Here is a 19,943-nt window from a genome sequence, read left to right on the forward strand (position 1 = left end):
TGGGGCGGCTTCGCCACCCAGCGCGGGGCAAGCCCGCTCACTACAGAGTTTGGTCGCGGCAGGTTCTCTTAACTGACCAGCATTAGGGCTTGCCCCCTCCAACAGTTTCAAGATCTCATGCTTTACCAAAACTCCCGCTTGCGTCGTTTCGCCGCGCTCACTAACGTAGCGCCTTTACTGACGCTACCCCCCGCAGGAGCTTTGCCATGGCCTCGCCAGCCTTCTCACATTTTCTTCCCCGGTTCGGCGTTGCCGCGGCAGTGGCCAGTGCATTAAGCCTGGCCGGTTGCCAACTCCAGAGCACCCAGGACACGCTGCCGCCAGTCGCCGGTGTGCAGCCGATCAAGGGGCTCGCGCAGAATGTGTCGGTACGCCGCAATGCCCAAGGCATGCCGCTGATCGAAAGCAACACCTTTCATGACGCGCTGTTCAGCCTGGGCTACGTGCACGCCGGCGACCGCATCACGCAGATGGTCACGTTGCGCCTGCTGGCCCAGGGCCGACTGGCGGAAATGTCCGGCCCTGAAGTGCTGGATGTCGACCGCTTCATGCGTGCGGTCAACCTGAAAAAAAGCGCCGGTGAGCTGTACAACGCCTCATCGCCGCGCCTGAAGCGCTTCTTCGAAGTGTATGCCCGCGGCGTCAATGCCTACCTGTTCCGCTACCGCGACAAGCTGCCGCCGGACCTGGCCCAGACGGGTTACAAGCCCGAGTACTGGAAGCCGGAGGACTCGGCGCTGTTGTTCTGCCTGCTGAATTTCAGCGAGTCGAGCAACCTGCAGGAAGAACTGTCGTCCCTGGTGCTGGCGCAAAAAGTCGGCGTCGACAAACTCGCCTGGCTCATTCCAAGCGCGCCGGATGAGGCGATCCCGACGGCAGAAGCCGAGAAACTCAAGGGGCTGAACCTGAGCCAGATCACCGGCCTCGCCGGCCTGGATGCGGTCAGCCAGCAGTTGGGCAGCCTCAATGCACTGGGCGTCACCACCTCCAATAACTGGGCGATTGGCCCCCAGCGCAGCCGCAGCGGTAAAAGTCTGCTGGCCGGCGACCTGGCGGCCCAGCCGCAAGCTCCCTCGGCGTGGAGCTACGTGCAGATCCGTGCGCCGAAATACCAGGCCGTCGGCGCCTCGATTGCCGGCCTGCCGACGCTGCTGTCCGGCTTCAACGGCAAAGTCGCATGGAGCATGAGCGCGGTGAAAGGCGACACCCAGGACCTGTTCCTGGAAAAGGTCAAACGCCAAGGCAGCGCGTTGTACTACGAGAGCAACGGCAAATGGCTGCCGGCAGGCGTGCGCAACGAAACCTTCTTCGCCAAGGGTCAGCGGCCGATTCGCGAAGTGGTGTATGAAACGCGTCACGGTGCCCTGCTCAACAGCAGCCAGGCGCTGACCAGCGGTTTCGGGCTGGCCCTGCAAACCGCCGACCTCAAGGACGACAAGAGCCTGGACGCGTTCTTCGACCTGTCCCGCGCGCAGAACGCCGGCAAGGCCTCGGACGCCACCCGGGAAATCCGCGCCATTGCGCTGAACATGATCTTCGCCGACGCCAGCAACATCGGCTGGCAAGTGACCGGCCGCTTCCCCAACCGTCGCGAAGGCGAAGGCTTGCTGCCTTCACCGGGCTGGGATGCGCGTTTTGACTGGGACGGCTACGCCGATGCGATGCTGCACCCCTATGACCAGGACCCGCCTCAAGGCTGGATCGGCACGGCCAACCAGCGCACCGCGCCGCGCGGCTACGGCATGCAATTGTCCAATTCGTGGGATGCACCGGAACGCAGCGAGCGCCTGGCGCAACTGGCCAACGCCGGCAAGCATGACAGCCGCAGCATGATCGCCATGCAGTACGACCAGACCACCACCTTTGCCGCCAAGCTCAAGACCCTGTTCCAGGCACCGGGCATGGCCCAGCCGCTGAAGCAGGCCATTGACGCGCTACCCGCCGCCGAGCGGGCCAAGGCACGCGAAGCATTGGATCGCCTGATGGCCTTCGATGGGCGCCTCACGTCCAGCTCCGCCGACGCGGCGATCTATGAACTGTTCCTGCAGGAAAGCGCCAAGCAGATCTTCCTCGACAAGCTCGGCCCGGAAAACAGCGCCACCTGGAAAGCCTTCGTCAGCAACGCCGGCCTGTCTTACTCCGCCACGGCCGACCACTTGCTCGGCCGCGAAGACAGCCCGTTCTGGGATGACACGCGCACGTCGCAAAAAGAAGATAAACCGGCCATTCTCGCCCGCAGCCTCGCCGCTGCGATCAGCGCCGGCGACAGCCTGCTGGGTGGCGATCACAAAGCCTGGCAATGGGGCAAGTTGCACAGCACCACCTGGAAAAACACCCAAGGCCAAGTGATTCGCGGCCCGCTGGCCAGTGGTGGCGACCACAACACCTTGAACCCGGCGCCGTACAGCTGGGGGCAGGACTTCAACACCACCCAGGTGCCGGCGCTGCGCATGATCGTCGACTTCGGCCAGGCGGAACCGATGATGGGTCAAGGCGGCATCGGCCAGTCCGGCAACCCGGCCAGCCCGAACTATGCCAATGGCATCGACGCGTCGCTCAAGGCGCAATACCTGAGCTTCCCGATGCAACCGCAGAACTTTGACAAGGCCTACGGCAAGACCCGCCTGACCCTCACCCCCGCCAAATAGCTTGTAGTGAGCGGGCTCGCCCCGCGCTGGGCGGCGCAGCCGCCCCAACAATGACGCCGCGGTGTTTCAGAAAGACCGTGGTGCCTGAGTTTAGGGCGGCTACGCCCCCCAGCGCGGGGCGAGCCCGCTCACTACAATCGATCGAACTTATCCTTCCGCGCCCGCCTCCTACCTGATAAGCCCATTGCCCCCGGCACGTCCATGGACCTTGTCATCGCTCGCCCCGAGGGTCTTTACTGCCCCGCCGGAGACTTCTACATCGACCCCTGGCGCCCGGTAGAGCGCTGCGTGATCACCCACGCCCACGGCGACCACGCCCGCACCGGTAACCAGCATTATCTGGCGGCCGCACCCGGCGAAGGCATCCTGCGTTCGCGGCTGGGCCAGGACATCAACCTGCAAACCCTGGCCTACGGCGAGCCACTGGTGCACCACGGTGTGACCTTGAGCTTCCACCCGGCCGGTCATGTGCTCGGCTCGGCCCAGGTGCGCCTGGAATACCAGGGCGAAGTCTGGGTGGCGTCCGGCGACTACAAGGTCGAGCCCGATGGCACCTGTGCGCCGTTCGAGCCGGTGCGTTGTCACACCTTCATCACCGAATCGACCTTTGGATTGCCGATCTACCGCTGGCAGCCGCAGGCGCAGATTTTTGCCGGGATCAACCACTGGTGGCAGGGGAATATCGCGCAAGGCAAGGCCAGCGTGCTGTTCTGTTACTCCTTCGGCAAGGCCCAGCGCATTCTGCATGGCATCGACGCCAGCATCGGCCCGATCCTCAGCCACGGCGCGGTCGAGCCGTTGAACCGGGTGTATCGCGAGGCCGGCATTTATATTCCTGAAACCCTGTATGCCGGCGACTTCAACAAGACCGACCCGCTGTTGCGTCAGGCCCTGATTATCGCTCCGCCCTCCGCAGGTGGCAGCAGCTGGATACGCCGCTTCGGTGACTACAGCGATGCATTCGCCAGCGGTTGGATGCGCCTGCGTGGCACCCGGCGGCGGCGCGGTGTCGATCGGGGTTTTGTATTGTCGGATCACGCCGACTGGCCCGGCCTGCTGTGGGCCATCGAGCAAACCGGCGCCGAACGGGTGATGGTCACCCACGGCTCCGTCGACGTATTGGTGCGCCACCTGAGGGAAAAAGGCCTGGATGCCCAGGGTTTCACTACCGAATATGGCGATGACGAAGAAGAGGCCACGGCATGAAAGCCTTTGCCGAGCTGTACGCCAACCTCGACGCCACGACCTCCAGCAACGCCAAGCTCGCGGCGCTGCAAGCCTATTTTGTACAGGCATCGCCGGCAGACGCCGCCTGGGCCGTGTACTTTTTATCCGGCGGCCGGCCACGGCAACTGGTACCCACACGCTTGCTACGGGACATGGCCACGCAAGCATCGGGGATCGAGCCCTGGCTATTCGAAGAGAGCTACCAGTCGGTGGGCGATCTGGCCGAGACGGTGTCCTTGCTATTACCGGAATCCGCCTACACCTCGGAGGATGGCCTGGCGACGTGGCTTGAAGACAAGCTCCTGCCTCTGCGCGGCTTATCGCCACAGGAACTGACCGAGCGCCTGCCCGCGTTGTGGGCGCAACTGGATCAACCGAGCTTGATGGTCTGCATCAAGTTGATCACCGGCAGCTTTCGTGTCGGCGTCTCCAAGTTGCTGGTCACCCGGGCCCTCGCCGCCATGGCCGGCCTGGACAGTAAACGCGTGGCCCAGCGCCTGGTGGGCTACACTGACTTGTCCAACCGCCCGACCGCCGAAGGCTACCTCAAGCTGATCGCCGCCGAATCATCCGACGAACATGCGCAACGCGGCGGGCAGCCTTATCCATTTTTTCTCGCCCACGGGTTGACGCAACCGCTCGAGCAATTCGACGCGCTGCTTGGCTCACCCAGCGAGTGGCAGGTGGAGTGGAAGTGGGACGGCATCCGCGCGCAGTTGGTCAAGCGCGAGGGACGGTTATGGGTGTGGTCCCGCGGCGAAGAACTGGTCACCGAGCGCTTTCCCGAACTCCACAGCCTGGCCGGTAGCCTGCCGGATGGCACGGTGATCGACGGCGAAATCGTGGTGTGGAAGGACACGGTGCAACCCTTTGCCTTGCTGCAACAGCGTATCGGCCGCAAAACCCTGAGCAAAAAAGTCCTCGAGGACGCGCCCGTCGCCGTGCTGGCCTACGACCTGCTGGAATACCAGGGCCACGACTGGCGCAACCACATCCAGGCCGAGCGGCGCAGCCAACTTGAGCAGGTCATTGCTCAGTGCAACAGCCCCGTGCTGTTGCCCTCGCCCTTGCTGACGGCCACTGATTGGGCGCAGTTGGCCGAGCAACGCGAAGATTCTCGCCGCCTCGGCGTGGAAGGCATGATGCTCAAGGCGCGTGATGGCCTGTACGGCGTAGGTCGCACCAAGGACATGGGCGTGTGGTGGAAATGGAAAGTCGACCCCTTCAGCGTCGATGCGGTGTTGATCTATGCCCAGCGCGGCCACGGACGGCGCGCCAGCCTGTACAGCGACTACACCTTTGCGGTGTGGGACGGCCCGCCGGGCACGGAACGCACATTGGTGCCATTCGCCAAGGCTTATTCAGGGCTGACCGACGAAGAAATGCGCAAGGTCGATGCGATCGTGCGCAAAACTACGGTGGAAAAATTCGGTCCCGTCAGCAGCGTAACGCCGAGCATGGTGTTTGAGCTGGGGTTTGAGGGGATCGCCTTGTCCAAACGGCACAAGAGTGGCATCGCGGTGCGTTTTCCACGGATGTTGCGGTGGCGGCAGGATAAGTCGGTGGACGAGGCTGACACCCTGGTCATCCTGCAAGACTTGCTGAGCTGACAGGTATTTCCAACCGCATGCGTTCCAAGATGGTGCATTGAAAATTCAATGCCCATTTTCGGGCATATCCTACACTCACAACTCCCTTATCCCACCTTTTAAACCGATCATCCGGAACTATGGTGCAGAAATTGCTACTTGTGATCCGTCTGACACCGTTCAGTAACAGTCCTAAACGCGCCACAAGCGCTTATCTTGGTTTCCAGGGAATACATAATGAAAAAAGCATTGCTGACCCTTTCTGCACTGGCTCTGTGCATGGCTGCTGGTACCGCGCTGGCCAAGGAATACAAGGAATTGCGTTTTGGTGTCGATCCGTCCTACGCACCATTCGAGTCCAAGGCCGCCGACGGCAGCCTGGTGGGCTTCGATATCGACCTGGGCAATGCGATCTGCGCCGAGCTGAAAGTGAAGTGCAAGTGGGTGGAAAGTGACTTCGACGGCATGATTCCAGGCCTCAACGCCAACAAGTTCGATGGCGTGATTTCCTCCATGACCGTGACTGAAGCCCGTGAAAAGGCGATCGATTTCTCCAGCGAACTGTTCTCCGGCCCGACCTCGCTGGTGTTCAAGAAAGGCGCGAACTTCTCCACGCCTGAATCCCTCAAGGGCAAATCCGTAGGCTACGAGCAAGGCACCATCCAGGAAGCCTACGCCAAGGCCGTACTGGATAAAGCCGGTGTGACCACCAAAGCCTACGCCAACCAGGACCAGGTCTACGCCGACCTGACCTCCGGGCGTCTCGACGCTTCGGTGCAAGACATGCTGCAAGCCGAACTGGGCTTCCTGAAGTCGCCGGCGGGCGCTGGCTACGAAGTCAGCAAGCCTATCGACGACCCATTGCTGCCATCTAAAACTGCGGTCGGTATCAAAAAAGGTAACAAAGAGCTGAAGGCGCTTCTCGATAAAGGTATCAAAGCGTTACACGATGATGGCACCTACGCCACCATCCAGAAGAAACACTTCGGCGATCTGAACCTGTACAGCGGTAAATAACACCCTGGCGCCCACCGTTTTCAGGTGGGCGCTTTTTTATCGCCATAGGTCCTGAATTCATGTTTGAAGATCTTTTACAAACCCTGGGGCTCAGTGCCTTCAGTTTGAAGGGGTTCGGCCCGCTGTTGCTGCAAGGTACGTGGATGACCGTGAAACTGTCGGTCGCCTCCCTGGCCGTCAGTGTCCTGCTGGGCCTGCTCGGCGCCAGCGCCAAATTGTCCAGCGTGCGCCTGTTGCGCATTCCCGCCCAGCTCTACACCACCCTGATTCGCGGCGTGCCCGACCTGGTGCTGATGCTGCTGATTTTCTACAGCCTGCAAATCTGGCTAACCGGCTTTACCGACTTCATGGAATGGGACTACATCGAGATCGACCCATTCAGCGCCGGGGTCATTACCCTGGGCTTCATCTACGGTGCCTATTTTACCGAGACCTTTCGCGGCGCCATCCTCGCCGTGCCCCGTGGGCAGTTGGAAGCGGCGACCGCTTATGGCCTCAAGCGCGGGCAACGGTTTCGCTACGTGACCTTCCCGCAGATGATGCGCTTTGCCCTGCCGGGCATCGGCAATAACTGGATGGTGATGCTCAAGGCCACCGCGCTGGTCTCCATCATTGGCCTGGCGGACCTGGTCAAGGCGGCCCAGGATGCCGGCAAGAGTACCTATCAACTGTTCTATTTCCTGGTGCTTGCCGCGTTGATCTACCTGCTGATCACCAGCGCTTCCAACTTCGTCCTGCGTCGGCTTGAACGTCGCTACTCCGCTGGGTCCCGGGAGGCCGTGCGATGATCGAACTTCTGCAGCAATACTGGCGGCCCTTCCTGTACAGCGACGGCCAGCACATCACCGGGCTCGCGATGACGATGTGGCTGCTGAGCCTGTCGCTGGTCTTCGGTTTTCTGGTATCGATCCCGCTGTCCATCGCTCGCGTATCATCCAAGCGCTGGGTGCGCTGGCCGGTGCAGTTCTACACCTACCTGTTCCGCGGCACGCCGCTGTATATCCAGTTGCTGATTTGCTACACCGGCATCTACAGCATCGCGGCCGTGCGCGCGCAGCCGGTACTGGATGCATTTTTTCGCGATGCGATGAACTGCACCATCCTCGCCTTCGCCCTCAACACGTGCGCCTACACCACAGAGATTTTCGCCGGAGCGATCCGCAGCATGGCCCATGGCGAAGTCGAAGCGGCCAAAGCCTACGGCCTTACCGGCTGGAAGCTATATGCCTACGTGATCATGCCCTCGGCCCTGCGTCGTTCGTTGCCGTATTACAGCAATGAAGTGATCCTGATGCTGCACTCGACCACGGTGGCCTTCACTGCAACGGTGCCCGACATTCTCAAGGTGGCCCGGGATGCCAACTCGGCCACCTACATGACCTTTCAATCATTCGGTATCGCTGCACTGATCTACTTGACTGTGACCTTTGCCCTGGTGGGTCTGTTTCGTCTGGCGGAGCGCCGTTGGCTGGCCTTCCTGGGCCCCAGCCATTAAGCCGCTTTTCATGTGTAGGAGCAGTCATGCGACATCAGGTACATGATCTGATCGCACCGGTGCCAGGCACGGCGCGGCAGATTCACAGTTTTCACTTCGGCCCGGAACAGGCTGAAGGCAAGATCTACATCCAGTCATCGCTGCACGCCGATGAGCTGCCGGGCATGCTGGTGGCCTGGCACCTCAAGGCGCGCCTGGGGCAACTGGAAGCGGCCGGCCGCCTGCGCAGTGAGATCGTGCTGGTACCCATTGCCAACCCGGCGGGCCTGGAACAGGTGCTGATGGACACGCCCCTGGGTCGCTACGAACTGGAAAGCGGGCAGAACTTCAACCGCCGGTTTGTCGACCTCAGTGACGAAGTGGGCAACCAGATCGAGGAGAGGCTCGGGGATGACCCACAGCACAACCTCGAGCTGATCCGCACCGCGCTGCGCGGCGCCCTCGCCGCGCAAACAGCCGACACCCAATTGCACTGCCAACGCCTGGTGCTGCAACGCCTGGCCTGCGATGCCGACATGGTGCTCGACCTGCATTGCGATTTCGAAGCCGTGGCGCACCTGTACACCACCCCGCAAGCCTGGCCGCAGGTGGAGCCGTTGGCGCGCTATCTCGGCTCGGAGGCCAACCTGCTCGCCACCGATTCCGGTGGGCAGTCGTTCGATGAGTGTTTCACCCTGGTCTGGTGGCAGTTGCAGCAACGTTTTGGCGAGCGCTTCCCGATTCCCATGGGCAGCTTCTCGGTGACCGTCGAGTTGCGTGGCCAGGGCGACGTCAATCACGGCCTCGCGGCCCTCGACTGCCAGGCGATCATCGACTACTTGATTCACTTCGGTGCGATTGAAGGTGACATCGCGCCACTGCCCGAACTGCCCTACCCGGCCACTCCGCTGGCAGGTGTGGAGCCTGTGGCCACGCCGGTCGGCGGCCTGCTGGTGTTCAGCGCCCTGCCCGGTGAGTACCTGGAAGCCGGGCAACTGATCGCCGAAATCATCGACCCCATTACCGACCGCGTAACACCCGTGCATTGTAAAAACGCCGGCCTGCTTTACGCCCGTTCGCTACGGCGGATGGCCACTGCCGGGATGGTGATCAGCCATGTCGCCGGCATTGAGGCCTACCGCAGTGGCTACCTACTTTCGCCTTGAGGATGCACGCTCCATGTACAAATTGACTGTTGAAGGCCTGCATAAAAGCTATGGCGACAATGAAGTGCTCAAAGGTGTTTCGCTCAAGGCCAAGACCGGCGACGTGATCAGCCTGATCGGCGCCAGCGGCTCCGGCAAAAGTACCTTTTTACGCTGCATCAACTTCCTGGAGACGCCCAATGACGGGGCCATGACCCTGGATGGTCAACAGATCCGCATGGTCAGCGACCGCCACGGCATGCGCGTGGCCGATGACGCCGAACTGCAACGCTTGCGCACGCGCCTGGCGATGGTGTTCCAACACTTCAATCTGTGGAGTCACATGAGCGTGCTGGAAAACATCACCATGGCCCCGCGCCGGGTGCTGGGCTGCAGCAAGAAGGACGCCGAAGACCGCGCCCGTCGCTACCTGGACAAGGTGGGCTTGCCGGCACGAGTGGCCGACCAGTACCCGGCGTTCCTGTCCGGCGGCCAGCAGCAACGGGTGGCCATCGCCCGTGCCCTGGCCATGGAGCCTGAGGTGATGTTGTTCGACGAACCGACTTCGGCCCTCGACCCGGAACTGGTCGGTGAGGTGTTGAAGGTGATTCAGGGCCTGGCCGAAGAAGGTCGCACCATGATCATGGTGACCCACGAGATGAGTTTTGCGCGCAAGGTGTCGAGCCAGGTGTTGTTTCTGCACAAGGGCCTGGTGGAAGAGCAAGGTGCGCCGGAAGACGTGTTGGGCAACCCGAAGAGCGAACGCCTGCAGCAGTTCTTGAGTGGCAACTTGAAGTAAACCTTTGGGGCGCCTGGAGGGTCTTTGACTTAGAGCCTCCAGAGCACCTGCCCCATGGCAAAACCCCTCGACTTCGCCAAGACATGGTTTGCCACCCAGGGCTGGAAGCCGTTCACCTTCCAGAAAGACGTATGGGCTGCCGTCAAGGCCGGCCAATCGGGTTTGCTGCACGCCAGCACCGGCGCCGGTAAAACCTATGCGTTGTGGTTTGCCGCGCTCAATCGCTTCGCCGGCACGCGCCCGCCCGCGACGGGTAAACCCAAAGTGCCAGCACCGCCGCTGACCGTGCTCTGGATCACGCCGATGCGCGCCTTGGCCGCCGATACGGCACGTGCCCTGGAAGCGCCGCTTGCGGCCTTGCAGATTCCATGGAGTGTCGGCCTGCGTACCGGTGATACCAGCAGCAGCGAGCGCGCACGCCAGACCCGACGCCAGCCCACCGCGCTGGTGACCACCCCGGAAAGCCTGACCCTGATGCTCGCCCGCGCCGACAGCGAAGCGAGCCTGGCGCACTTGCGCATGGTGGTGGTGGATGAGTGGCATGAACTGATCGGCAACAAGCGCGGCGTGCAGCTGCAACTGGCGCTGGCGCGGTTGCGCCGTTGGCATCCGGAATTAATGGTGTGGGGCATCTCCGCCACCTTGGGGAACCAGGCCCACGCGCTTGAGGTGTTGGTCCCACACGGCGACGGGATCAATGTGCAGGGGCAAACGGCCAAGCTACTGAAAATCGACACCCTGTTGCCCCCCATCGCCGAGCGCTTTCCCTGGGCCGGGCATATCGGCCTGAAAATGCTCCCGCAAGTGGTCGCCGAAGTCGACGCCAGCAGCAGTTGCCTGGTGTTTACCAATACGCGGGCACAGTCGGAGATCTGGTATCAGGCGCTGCTGGACGCCCGCCCGGACTGGGCCGGTGTGATTGCCCTGCATCACGGCTCACTGTCCCGGGAGACCCGCGACTGGGTCGAGCGAGCCTTGAAAGACGGCCAGCTCAAGGCAGTGGTCTGCACCTCCAGCCTGGATCTGGGCGTGGACTTCCTGCCGGTGGAGCGTGTGCTGCAAATCGGCTCGGCCAAAGGCGTGGCGCGCCTGATGCAACGCGCCGGGCGTTCCGGCCATGCGCCCGGCCGCCCATCGCGGGTGACGCTGGTGCCCACCCATAGCCTGGAGCTGGTGGAAGCCGCCGCCGCCCAGGACGCAATCGCCCAGCGACGCATCGAAGCGCGCCAATCGCCTGAAAAGCCTTTGGACGTGCTGGTACAACATTTGGTGAGCATGGCCCTGGGCGGCGGCTTTACCCCGCAGGCCTTGTTGGCCGAAGTACAGGGAGCCTGGGCTTACCGCAACCTCACCGATGAGGATTGGGCCTGGGCCTTGGGCTTTGTGCGCCATGGCGGGCTGTCGCTGACGGCGTATCCGGATTACCGCCGGGTGGAGCCGGATGAGCACGGCATCTGGCGCGTTCCCGACGCGCGCCTTGCGCGGCGGCATCGCATGAGCGTGGGCACCATCGTCAGTGACGCGAGCATCCAGTTGAAGTTCTGGAGCAAGGGCGGCGGCGGCAAGCACCTGGGCAGCGTGGAAGAGGGTTTTATTGCTCGGCTCAAACCGGGGGATGGCTTCCTGTTTGCCGGGCGGCTGTTGGAGTTGGTGCGCGTGGAAAACATGACCGCCTATGTCAAACGCAGCACCGCCAAAAAGGCCGCGGTACCGCGCTGGAATGGCGGGCGCATGCCGCTTTCCAATGAACTGGCCCAGGCGGTGATCGAGCGTTTTGATGCGGCGGCGCACGGGCATTTCGACGGGCCGGAAATGCAAGCGGTACAACCCTTGCTGCAAACCCAGCTGCGCTGGTCGGGCCTGCCCACACGCAGTCACCTGCTGGCAGAGGCGTTGAAGTCGCGCGAAGGCTGGCACCTGTTTCTCTATCCCTTTGCCGGGCGCCAAGTGCATTTGGGCTTGGCCAGCCTTCTGGCGTGGCGGGTCAGCCAACAGCAACCGGTGACGTTCTCGATTGCGGTCAATGATTATGGGCTGGAACTGTTGAGTGCCACGCCTCTGGACTGGCCAGGTTTGCTCTGCCCCGCATTGCTGAGCCCGCAAAACCTGCTGGCGGATGTGGCGGCCAGCCTGAACGCCGGGGAACTGGCCCTGCGCCGCTTTCGCGAGATCGCCCGCATCGCAGGACTGGTATTCGCCGGCTATCCTGGTGCGCCAAAAAGCACGCGCCAGGTGCAGGCTTCCAGTGGCTTGTTCTTCGAAGTGTTCAAGCAATATGACCCGCAGAACCTGCTACTGAGCCAGGCCGGCGAAGAAGTCCTGCGTGATGAGTTGGATATTCATCGGCTGGAAGAGACGTTGCTGCATTTGTCCGCACTGCAACTTGACCTGCACCTTATCGAACGGCCGTCGCCCCTGGCCTTTCCCCTATTGGTCGAACGCATGCGCGAAAGCATGAGTTCGGAAAAACTTTCGGAGCGTATTGCGCGGATGGTGAAGGACCTGGAAAAGGTCGCGGATAACGGGAAGCGCTGATGGTTTGCTCGATAACCCTTGAGAAACAAGAATTGTGGCTGCTGGCTGACAAAGCGATCTACTGGCCTGCGCGCCGCTGCCTGTTGATTGCCGATGCGCATTTCGGCAAGGCGTCGGCTTATCGCAGCCTCGGCCAGCCGGTGCCACAAGGCACCACCCAAGAAAACCTGACGAAGCTGGACCAACTGCTGGCAGCCTTTGCCTGTGAACAGGTGATCTTTCTGGGAGATTTCCTGCATGGGCCCGGTTCACACGCCAGCAGCACCCTGGGCGCACTCAGGGCCTGGCGTGAACGCCATCGCGAGCTGAGCCTGACGTTGATTCGCGGCAATCACGATAAGCGCGCGGGCGACCCACCGGCCGACCTGCGCATCGAGGTAGTCGCGGAGCCGCTGCTGATGGGACCGTTTGCCCTGCAGCACGAACCCGAGGCCCATGCCAGCCACCATGTATTGGCAGGGCACGTGCACCCGGTGTATCGCTTGCGCGGCAAGGGCCGACAAAGTCTGCGCCTGGCATGCTTCCAGATTGGCAAGCGGATCAGCCTACTGCCGGCGTTTGGCGCGTTTACCGGCGGTTATCCTGTGTCCTCGAGCGACGATGCACAGGTTTTTGTCATAGCCGATCAGGACGTATGGCCAGTTCGCTGAGAACTGACCACAAGGCTCAGGCCACCGGCACCGGTGGGGGCTCATCGTGCGGTGGAACGCCAGCCGGTTCGTTAGGCTCATCAGGCTGCGGAGAGTCTGGATCAGGTTGGCCAGGGATACCGCCCGCATAAGCAGGGTCGGCCATCAGGGACCAGGCTAGAACACCAATCTGGTTGGGCTCCAGCCGGGCAAGTTCGGCGCTGATTCGCGGGTCGATCTTCATAAAGCACTCCTCAAGCATGGCCCGGCGCGTTTTACACACGCCGAGGCTGTACACCTAATAGAGTCACTTCCCGCGGACTAATTCCCTTTACGTGTAAGAGCTTTCGATCAAGCGCGTGGGAGAGTAACGCCACGCTGGCCCTGATACTTGCCCCCACGGTCCTTGTAAGACACTTCGCAGGCCTCGTCGGATTGCAGGAACAGCATCTGCGCCACGCCTTCGTTGGCGTAGATCTTCGCCGGCAAGGTGGTGGTGTTGGAGAACTCCAGGGTGACATGCCCTTCCCACTCAGGCTCAAGCGGCGTCACGTTGACGATGATGCCGCAACGGGCGTAGGTGCTTTTGCCCAGGCAGATGGTCAACACGTCGCGTGGGATGCGGAAGAACTCCACGGTGCGCGCCAGGGCGAAGGAGTTCGGCGGGATGATGCACACGTCGCTCTTGATGTCGACGAAGCTTTTCTCGTCGAAGTTTTTCGGATCGACGGTCGCCGAATTGATGTTGGTGAACACCTTGAATTCGTCAGCGCAACGCACGTCGTAGCCGTAGCTGGAAACCCCGTACGAGATCAGGCGTTCGGCGCCTTCGCCACGCATCTGGCGCTCTACGAAGGGCTCGATCATGCCGTGCTCTTGCGCCATGCGGCGAATCCACTTGTCCGATTTGATGCTCATGGCGGGTGTCCTGAAATAACGAGGTGGAGAAATTCTGTGGGGCATCTTACCGGGGCCGGCCTTAGGGTTCAAAGGGCGTGGGGCTTTTCTTGATGATGCCTGCGCTTACCCGCAAGCCTGTATAAAGCCGCCGCCAGCGGGGCCGGGCCTCGGGTTGGCGCCGTTGGTGACGGTAAATACCACCGCCAGTCACGAAAATAGAGAAACCTACGGAAATATCATTGGCACGTTCCGGAAAAAGGGTTAAGGTGGCGCCACTGTGTTGCTTGTGTCACTGAGAATCTCTACACGATATGTTGAATTTCGATCCAACCATCTCCAAGAATTTTTCCTGCTCTTTGCACTCAGTCTCGGCCAGGGCTTTTCCTGAGTCGCAGTTAACTTTGTCCAAGGAGATACACCATGTCTAATCGCCAAACTGGTACCGTTAAGTGGTTCAACGATGAAAAAGGCTTCGGCTTCATCACTCCACAATCCGGTGACGACCTGTTCGTACACTTCAAAGCTATCCAATCCGACGGCTTCAAAAGCCTGAAAGAAGGCCAACAGGTTTCTTTCATCGCTACCCGCGGTCAGAAAGGCATGCAAGCTGAAGAAGTTCAAGTTATCTAACTTGTACTGACTTAGTCGAAAAAACCCCGCTTTTAAAAGCGGGGTTTTTTTATGCCTGGGATTTGGTATTACCATCCTTTATGCCAGGCACAAAAATGCGCAAGGGGGCTTGCTCCCGATAGCGGCGCCTCAGTCAATGCCTCCAGTGACCGATCTACCGTTATCGGGAGCAAGCCCCCTCCCACATGCGAGCTACGGCGTTATTGAAACAACGACTCACTCGACAAGCCATTTTTCTCAAGGATCTCACGCAAGCGCTTGAGCCCCTCCACCTGGATCTGCCGCACCCGCTCACGGGTCAGCCCAATTTCCAGGCCTACATCCTCCAGGGTGCTGCTCTCGTGGCCGCGCAGGCCGAAGCGGCGAATCACCACCTCACGCTGCTTGTCCGTAAGCTCCGACAGCCACTGGTCAATGCTTTGGGAAAGATCATCGTCCTGCAACAGCTCACAAGGATCCGTCGGACGATCATCCGTCAGGGTGTCCAGCAGGGTTTTATCCGAATCCGGACCCAGCGAGACATCGACCGAAGACACGCGCTCGTTCAGGCCGAGCATGCGCTTGACCTCCCCTACCGGTTTTTCCAGCAGGTTGGCGATTTCTTCAGGCGAAGGTTCATGATCGAGTTTTTGTGTCAGCTCACGCGCCGCCCGCAGGTAGACGTTGAGCTCCTTGACCACATGGATCGGCAAACGGATCGTGCGGGTCTGATTCATGATCGCCCGTTCGATGGTCTGGCGAATCCACCAGGTGGCGTAGGTGGAGAAGCGGAAACCCCGCTCCGGATCGAACTTCTCCACTGCCCGGATCAAGCCCAGGTTGCCTTCCTCGATCAGATCCAGCAGGGAAAGGCCACGATTGACGTAGCGTCGGGCGATTTTCACCACCAGGCGCAGGTTGCTTTCAATCATGCGCTTACGCCCAGCCGGATCACCCTTTTGCGACAAGCGCGCAAAATGGACTTCTTCATCGGGAGTCAACAGAGGGGAAAAGCCGATTTCATTGAGGTACAGCTGGGTCGCATCGAGCGCCCGCGTGTAGTCAATGTACTTGTGTTGCTTTAACGCTGTGGAGTTCTTGGATTTGGTGCGAACTGAAGGTGGTGCGTTTCCTTCATGATTCGACATCGATGATTCCTTCTCGGTGAGAATCTCCATTTCAAGGAGAACCTCATCGTCGATGTCAAACTCCGGCGCTTCTTTACTGAGAGCCATTGTTATAGTCCTTTGGTGAGTTCGACCTCAAGCTCAAGCGACGCCTTTATCCTTGGCAACGCTGGAGCCTGTTCCTTCTACGTGAGGGAACAGGCTGTGCAACACATCAACGACGGGGCAGGAATTGCAGCGGATCTACAGGCTTCCCTTGACGGCGAATCTCAAAGTGCAGTTTCACCCGGTCTGTGCCAGTTGATCCCATTTCGGCAATTGTCTGTCCGACTTTGACTTGCTGCCCCTCCCGAACCAACAACCTGCGGTTATGACCGTAGGCACTGACGTAGGTGTCGCTGTGTTTGATGATGACCAGCTCGCCGTAGCCCCGTAAACCACTCCCGGCGTACACCACTATCCCATCAGACGCAGCTAAAACAGGCTGTCCCAAATCCCCGGCGATATCAATGCCTTTATTCAAACTACCGTTTGAAGAGAATTTTCCAATCAACACACCGTTCGAGGGCCATCCCCAACCCGTTGGCGCAGGGCCCGCAGGTGGCAACGGCGCGGGTGCCGGCTTGCTCGCCGTCGAAGGCGCGGCGGTACCGGCAGGCCGCGTGATGATGGTGGTTTTGCTCGAAGACGAAGGCGAAGATCCAGTGTTTGTCACAACTGTCGTAGGCGTGGAACCGGTGCGCCCATCGAAACGAATGGTCTGCCCCGGATGGATCGTATAGGGCACAGGGATACTGTTGCGCGCAGCGAGCGCTTTGTAGTCCCAACCGTAACGAAAGGCGATCGAGAACAGCGTGTCGCCCTTTCGCACGACATACTGCCCGGTGGTAACCATGGGCTTTTGCGGGACTGAACTGGCGTTGCGATCGACAACCCGCGCGCCACTTGAGGGTGAGCTTGAACAGCCCGCCAATAAGGAACTCAAGACAAGGCCAAGCACCAGTCGCTGAAAACTTGTTTTACTCATACGCTGCGCAAGACCTGTGAGACTCACCCGCCGCTCCCTTTGTGGTGGCTGAACGTTAACGCCTGTACCAGGCCTGAAATATGACGCAAGTATAACTGGGCATTGGATTGATACCGGCACAGGGATGAAACGAAAAATCCACCCTGTTTAATTCCGGCTTCCGATCATGTTGACACGATAGACCCCGCCGTAAGACACATCGCCGCCAACAGAATTCACTGCCCGCGAATTAAATGATCAAGCCAGCGGGCCATTGAGCAAGGGTACAAAACGCACTGCACCCAAGACATGCCGAGAAAAGCCTTCGTCTTCCCGGATAATGAGCATCAATTGTTGCACTTCGCCGGAACCCACGGGGATGACCAGGCGCCCGCCCGGCGCCAGTTGATCCAGCAAGGCTTGCGGCACATCGGTGGCCACCGCCGTGACAATAATGCCGTTATACGGAGCCAGGGCCGGCCAGCCCTCCCAACCATCGCCCCAGCGAAACACCACATTGCGCAGGTTCAACTCCACCAGGCGTTCCTTCGCGCGGTCCTGCAGCACCTTGATGCGCTCCACCGAGAACACCCGCTCCACCAGCTGCGACAGCACCGCCGTCTGGTAGCCGGAACCGGTGCCGATCTCCAGCACCTTGTCCAACGGCCCCGCCGCCAGCAACAGTTCGCTCATGCGCGCAACCATATAGGGCTGGGAGATAGTCTGGTTGTGGCCGATGGGCAACGCGGTATCTTCATAGGCACGGTGCGCCAGGGCTTCATCGACAAACAGATGCCGAGGCGTACGCCGGATCACCTCCAGCACCTGGGCATTGGACAAGCCCTCTTCGTACAGGCGCTGGATCAAGCGCTCACGGGTACGCTGGGAAGTCATCCCGATGCCACGGCGCAACAGGTCGTCTTGTTCACGCGCCATCAACGCAGCCCCTCAAGCCAGCCATCGAGGCTACTGAAGGCATCACTGAAGGTGCGATCAAGTTGCAACGGGGTAATCGAAACATAACCTTGCATCACCGCATGAAAGTCCGTGCCGGGGCCACCGTCTTCGGCGTCGCCGGCGGCGGCAATCCAATACCCTTCCTTGCCACGCGGATCGACCACCTTCAAGGGCGCCGCCGCACGGGCACGATGGCCCAGGCGAGTGAGCTGGATGCCGCGAATATGATCGAGCGGTAAATTGGGCACGTTGACGTTGAGCACGGTACGCGGCGGCAACTCCAGGGAACCATGAGCCTCCACCAGCTTGCGCGCGAAATAGGCGGCGGTCGACAGGTTATCCAGTTGCCGCGAGGCGAAGGAAAAAGCGAACGAAGTCCGACCGAGGAAACGCCCCTCAAGGGCCGCCGCCACGGTGCCGGAATACAGCACGTCATCCCCCAGGTTTGCACCGAGGTTGATGCCCGATACCACGAGATCCGGCTCTTGATCCAACAAACTGTTGATCGCCAGGTGCACGCAGTCGGTGGGAGTACCGTTTACGCTGATAAAGCCATTGGCCAGAACCTGCGGGTGCAGCGGACGGTCGAGCGTCAGCGAACTGCTGGCGCCGCTCTTGTCCTGATCCGGGGCGACCACCACGCACTCGGCGTAATCCTGCAGCGCACCATAGAGCGCGGCAAGACCGGGTGCGGTGGCACCGTCATCGTTTGATATCAGAATACGCATGGGTTGTCCGTCGGCCCCACCGGCACCAGATCAACAAGCTCGCGCACCAAGACAGTGGCGAAGCATCCGGCCGGCAGGACGAATTCCAATTGCAGAATGTCAGGTGCGGGATAATGCCACGTCAACCCGCCAATGGGCAGTCGCAGAATGCGACGTTCCTGGCTCATACCGGCATTCACCAGCCAGTCACGCAGATCGGCTTCCTCGGCGGCGACCGCCTGCTCCAAGGCAAAGGTCGCGCCCGTGGCGGGCGAGTCACCCTCGCCCCACTGCGGCCCGGTCGGGTGCAGGTCCAGAATGGCCAGGCGCGGATCGCTGCATTCAGCCTCCCCCGCCGGAAAAAAACTGCGACTGTCGGTAAACGCCAGCAGGTCACCCACTTGGGCACGCTGCCAGGAACCGTCCGCAACGCGCGCAGCCAACACCTTGTTGAACAGGAAGCTGCGCGCCGTGGACAACAGCCGCGAGCGTACATTGCGCTGCTCCGGCAGGGCCTTGCGCGCCGCCCACTCACGGGCGTCCACCACGTTGCCGCCGTTATGGCCGAAACGCTGGGCACCGAAGTAGTTGGGAATGCCGTGCGACGCAATCAACTGCAAGCGCGCATCGATGGAGGCGGTATCGCCCTCCAGTTGGGTCAGGCGCAATGTGAAGCCGTTGGCGGAATGCGCGCCGCGCTGCAGCTTGCGCTTGTGGCGGGTCGTCTTGAGAATCTTGAGGGTGTCGTTTTCAGCACCGCTCATATCCGGGTCGGCCTTACCCGGCAATTGCACGCTGAACCACTGGCGAGTCAACGCCTGACGGTCCTTGAGGCCGGCATAACTGACGGTGCGCAATGGCACGCCAGCCGCCTTGGCAATGCGTCGGGCCGCCTCCTCAGTATTCAGGCCGCGTTTTTCCACCCATAACCACAGGTGCTCGCCGTCACCCGTCAGCGGGATATCCAGCACTTCGTCGACCTGGAAGTCTTCAGCCGTCGCCTTCAGTACAGCGCGGCCCAACGCCTCGCCATAGGCCCGTGGGCCCAGCAATTGCAGGTCGTTCATGCGCGCAGCAACAACGCAACGGAGTGCACCGCAATGCCTTCTTCACGACCGGTAAACCCGAGTTTTTCGGTAGTGGTGGCTTTCACGTTCACTTGATCCAGTTCAATGTTCAGGTCAGCGGCGATCAACGCTCGCATCGATTCGATATGCGGGGCCATTTTCGGCGCCTGGGCCACGATGGTGTTGTCGACATTGCCGACCTTCCAGCCCTTGGCGTGAATCAGGCCGACCACGTGGCGCAACAAGACACGGCTGTCCGCGCCCTTGAAAGTCGGGTCGGTGTCCGGGAAATGCTTGCCGATGTCACCCAGCGCCGCAGCCCCCAGCAACGCATCGCTCAAGGCATGCAGCAAGACATCGCCGTCGGAATGAGCCAGCAACCCATGGTGGTGCGCGATCCGCACGCCACCCAGGGTGATGAAATCGCCTTCGGCGAAACGGTGCACATCGTAGCCGTGGCCAATACGCATAAAAAAACGCCCCGATTTAATTCAGGGCGTGATTCTA

19 protein-coding genes are annotated in these 19,943 nt (G+C 60.9%); 11 read left to right on the forward strand and 8 right to left on the reverse strand.

Features of this window, described 5'->3' with window-relative positions; translation table 11 throughout:
• Positions 1-206 precede the first annotated feature (206 nt).
• From ACQRBT_RS02700 to pdeM, 10 genes are all read left to right on the forward strand, one after another.
• Entirely contained in the window at positions 207-2,648 is a 2,442-nt protein-coding gene (locus tag ACQRBT_RS02700) for a penicillin acylase family protein (protein ID WP_104995719.1), read from the forward strand.
• Between the two features lie 201 nt (positions 2,649-2,849).
• Positions 2,850-3,854: a ligase-associated DNA damage response exonuclease gene (locus ACQRBT_RS02705; RefSeq protein WP_060754071.1), complete on the forward strand. Its 1,005-nt coding sequence runs from the start codon at positions 2,850-2,852 to the stop codon at positions 3,852-3,854.
• A complete protein-coding gene (locus ACQRBT_RS02710; RefSeq protein WP_412046662.1) occupies positions 3,851-5,485 on the forward strand; it encodes an ATP-dependent DNA ligase in 1,635 nt (544 codons plus the stop codon). The genes ACQRBT_RS02705 and ACQRBT_RS02710 overlap by 4 nt, the downstream gene beginning before the upstream one ends.
• 216 nt (positions 5,486-5,701) lie before the next feature.
• Entirely contained in the window at positions 5,702-6,481 is a 780-nt protein-coding gene (locus ACQRBT_RS02715; RefSeq protein ID WP_060754069.1) for a transporter substrate-binding domain-containing protein, read from the forward strand.
• A gap of 59 nt (positions 6,482-6,540) precedes the next feature.
• Positions 6,541-7,269 carry an ABC transporter permease gene (locus tag ACQRBT_RS02720; RefSeq protein ID WP_060754068.1) on the forward strand — a complete coding sequence of 243 codons (729 nt, stop codon included), beginning with the start codon at positions 6,541-6,543 and terminating at the stop codon, positions 7,267-7,269.
• Entirely contained in the window at positions 7,266-7,976 is a 711-nt protein-coding gene (locus ACQRBT_RS02725; RefSeq protein WP_060754067.1) for an ABC transporter permease, read from the forward strand. The genes ACQRBT_RS02720 and ACQRBT_RS02725 overlap by 4 nt, the downstream gene beginning before the upstream one ends.
• Before the next feature lie 26 nt (positions 7,977-8,002).
• Positions 8,003-9,121: a succinylglutamate desuccinylase/aspartoacylase family protein gene (locus ACQRBT_RS02730; RefSeq protein ID WP_161549842.1), complete on the forward strand. Its 1,119-nt coding sequence runs from the start codon at positions 8,003-8,005 to the stop codon at positions 9,119-9,121.
• A 13-nt stretch (positions 9,122-9,134) separates the two neighbouring features.
• The gene (locus ACQRBT_RS02735) at positions 9,135-9,899 is read left to right on the forward strand and encodes an ABC transporter ATP-binding protein (RefSeq protein WP_060754065.1); all 765 of its coding nucleotides are present in this window, start codon (positions 9,135-9,137) and stop codon (positions 9,897-9,899) included.
• 54 nt (positions 9,900-9,953) lie between these two features.
• A complete protein-coding gene (locus ACQRBT_RS02740; protein ID WP_412046663.1) occupies positions 9,954-12,434 on the forward strand; it encodes a ligase-associated DNA damage response DEXH box helicase in 2,481 nt (826 codons plus the stop codon).
• A complete protein-coding gene (gene pdeM / locus ACQRBT_RS02745; RefSeq protein WP_412046664.1) occupies positions 12,434-13,084 on the forward strand; it encodes a ligase-associated DNA damage response endonuclease PdeM in 651 nt (216 codons plus the stop codon). Before ACQRBT_RS02740 ends, pdeM begins: the two co-directional genes overlap by 1 nt.
• A 16-nt stretch (positions 13,085-13,100) precedes the next feature.
• Here pdeM and ACQRBT_RS02750 read toward each other — a convergent pair whose 3' ends face one another.
• On the reverse strand, positions 13,101-13,307 hold the full coding sequence (locus tag ACQRBT_RS02750; RefSeq protein WP_060754062.1) for a hypothetical protein: 207 nt from the start codon (positions 13,305-13,307) through the stop codon (positions 13,101-13,103).
• Between the two features lie 107 nt (positions 13,308-13,414).
• On the reverse strand, positions 13,415-13,981 hold the full coding sequence (gene dcd, locus ACQRBT_RS02755; protein ID WP_016973172.1) for a dCTP deaminase: 567 nt from the start codon (positions 13,979-13,981) through the stop codon (positions 13,415-13,417).
• 402 nt (positions 13,982-14,383) lie between these two features.
• Between dcd and ACQRBT_RS02760 the strand changes: the two genes are divergently transcribed.
• Entirely contained in the window at positions 14,384-14,593 is a 210-nt protein-coding gene (locus ACQRBT_RS02760; protein WP_002554837.1) for a cold-shock protein, read from the forward strand.
• Positions 14,594-14,793: 200 nt separating this feature from the next.
• Here the strand turns inward: ACQRBT_RS02760 and rpoS are convergent, their stop codons facing one another.
• The 6 genes from rpoS to ispF all read right to left on the reverse strand — a co-directional run bounded on the left by rpoS (position 14,794) and on the right by ispF (position 19,906).
• A complete protein-coding gene (rpoS, locus tag ACQRBT_RS02765; RefSeq protein WP_060754061.1) occupies positions 14,794-15,807 on the reverse strand; it encodes an RNA polymerase sigma factor RpoS in 1,014 nt (337 codons plus the stop codon).
• A gap of 106 nt (positions 15,808-15,913) precedes the next feature.
• Complete coding sequence (locus tag ACQRBT_RS02770) at positions 15,914-16,753, reverse strand: peptidoglycan DD-metalloendopeptidase family protein (RefSeq protein WP_412046665.1); 840 nt, start codon at positions 16,751-16,753, stop codon at positions 15,914-15,916.
• A 210-nt stretch (positions 16,754-16,963) separates the two neighbouring features.
• On the reverse strand, positions 16,964-17,599 hold the full coding sequence (locus ACQRBT_RS02775) for a protein-L-isoaspartate(D-aspartate) O-methyltransferase (RefSeq protein WP_169850588.1): 636 nt from the start codon (positions 17,597-17,599) through the stop codon (positions 16,964-16,966).
• Positions 17,600-17,640: 41 nt separating this feature from the next.
• A complete protein-coding gene (gene surE / locus ACQRBT_RS02780) occupies positions 17,641-18,390 on the reverse strand; it encodes a 5'/3'-nucleotidase SurE (protein ID WP_060754059.1) in 750 nt (249 codons plus the stop codon).
• Positions 18,378-19,436: a tRNA pseudouridine(13) synthase TruD gene (truD, locus tag ACQRBT_RS02785; protein ID WP_412046666.1), complete on the reverse strand. Its 1,059-nt coding sequence runs from the start codon at positions 19,434-19,436 to the stop codon at positions 18,378-18,380. The genes surE and truD overlap by 13 nt, the downstream gene beginning before the upstream one ends.
• Entirely contained in the window at positions 19,433-19,906 is a 474-nt protein-coding gene (ispF, locus tag ACQRBT_RS02790; protein ID WP_060754057.1) for a 2-C-methyl-D-erythritol 2,4-cyclodiphosphate synthase, read from the reverse strand. The genes truD and ispF overlap by 4 nt, the downstream gene beginning before the upstream one ends.
• Positions 19,907-19,943: the final 37 nt, after the last annotated feature.

It is taken from the genome of Pseudomonas sp. R19M, from assembly GCF_050312585.1.
GTDB lineage: Bacteria > Pseudomonadota > Gammaproteobacteria > Pseudomonadales > Pseudomonadaceae > Aquipseudomonas > Aquipseudomonas palleroniana.

What these genes read in the sequence shown, in the direction of transcription:
- ACQRBT_RS02700 (WP_104995719.1), top strand. Translation starts at nt 207, where the DNA reads ATGGCCTCGCCAGCCTTCTCACATTTTCTTCCCCGGTTCGGCGTTGCC.
- ACQRBT_RS02705 (WP_060754071.1), top strand. Translation starts at nt 2,850, where the DNA reads ATGGACCTTGTCATCGCTCGCCCCGAGGGTCTTTACTGCCCCGCCGGA.
- ACQRBT_RS02710 (WP_412046662.1), top strand. Translation starts at nt 3,851, where the DNA reads ATGAAAGCCTTTGCCGAGCTGTACGCCAACCTCGACGCCACGACCTCC.
- ACQRBT_RS02715 (WP_060754069.1), top strand. Translation starts at nt 5,702, where the DNA reads ATGAAAAAAGCATTGCTGACCCTTTCTGCACTGGCTCTGTGCATGGCT.
- ACQRBT_RS02720 (WP_060754068.1), top strand. Translation starts at nt 6,541, where the DNA reads ATGTTTGAAGATCTTTTACAAACCCTGGGGCTCAGTGCCTTCAGTTTG.
- ACQRBT_RS02725 (WP_060754067.1), top strand. Translation starts at nt 7,266, where the DNA reads ATGATCGAACTTCTGCAGCAATACTGGCGGCCCTTCCTGTACAGCGAC.
- ACQRBT_RS02730 (WP_161549842.1), top strand. Translation starts at nt 8,003, where the DNA reads ATGCGACATCAGGTACATGATCTGATCGCACCGGTGCCAGGCACGGCG.
- ACQRBT_RS02735 (WP_060754065.1), top strand. Translation starts at nt 9,135, where the DNA reads ATGTACAAATTGACTGTTGAAGGCCTGCATAAAAGCTATGGCGACAAT.
- ACQRBT_RS02740 (WP_412046663.1), top strand. Translation starts at nt 9,954, where the DNA reads ATGGCAAAACCCCTCGACTTCGCCAAGACATGGTTTGCCACCCAGGGC.
- pdeM (WP_412046664.1), top strand. Translation starts at nt 12,434, where the DNA reads ATGGTTTGCTCGATAACCCTTGAGAAACAAGAATTGTGGCTGCTGGCT.
- ACQRBT_RS02750 (WP_060754062.1), bottom strand. Translation starts at nt 13,307, where the DNA reads ATGAAGATCGACCCGCGAATCAGCGCCGAACTTGCCCGGCTGGAGCCC.
- dcd (WP_016973172.1), bottom strand. Translation starts at nt 13,981, where the DNA reads ATGAGCATCAAATCGGACAAGTGGATTCGCCGCATGGCGCAAGAGCAC.
- ACQRBT_RS02760 (WP_002554837.1), top strand. Translation starts at nt 14,384, where the DNA reads ATGTCTAATCGCCAAACTGGTACCGTTAAGTGGTTCAACGATGAAAAA.
- rpoS (WP_060754061.1), bottom strand. Translation starts at nt 15,807, where the DNA reads ATGGCTCTCAGTAAAGAAGCGCCGGAGTTTGACATCGACGATGAGGTT.
- ACQRBT_RS02775 (WP_169850588.1), bottom strand. Translation starts at nt 17,599, where the DNA reads ATGACTTCCCAGCGTACCCGTGAGCGCTTGATCCAGCGCCTGTACGAA.
- surE (WP_060754059.1), bottom strand. Translation starts at nt 18,390, where the DNA reads ATGCGTATTCTGATATCAAACGATGACGGTGCCACCGCACCCGGTCTT.
- truD (WP_412046666.1), bottom strand. Translation starts at nt 19,436, where the DNA reads ATGAACGACCTGCAATTGCTGGGCCCACGGGCCTATGGCGAGGCGTTG.
- ispF (WP_060754057.1), bottom strand. Translation starts at nt 19,906, where the DNA reads ATGCGTATTGGCCACGGCTACGATGTGCACCGTTTCGCCGAAGGCGAT.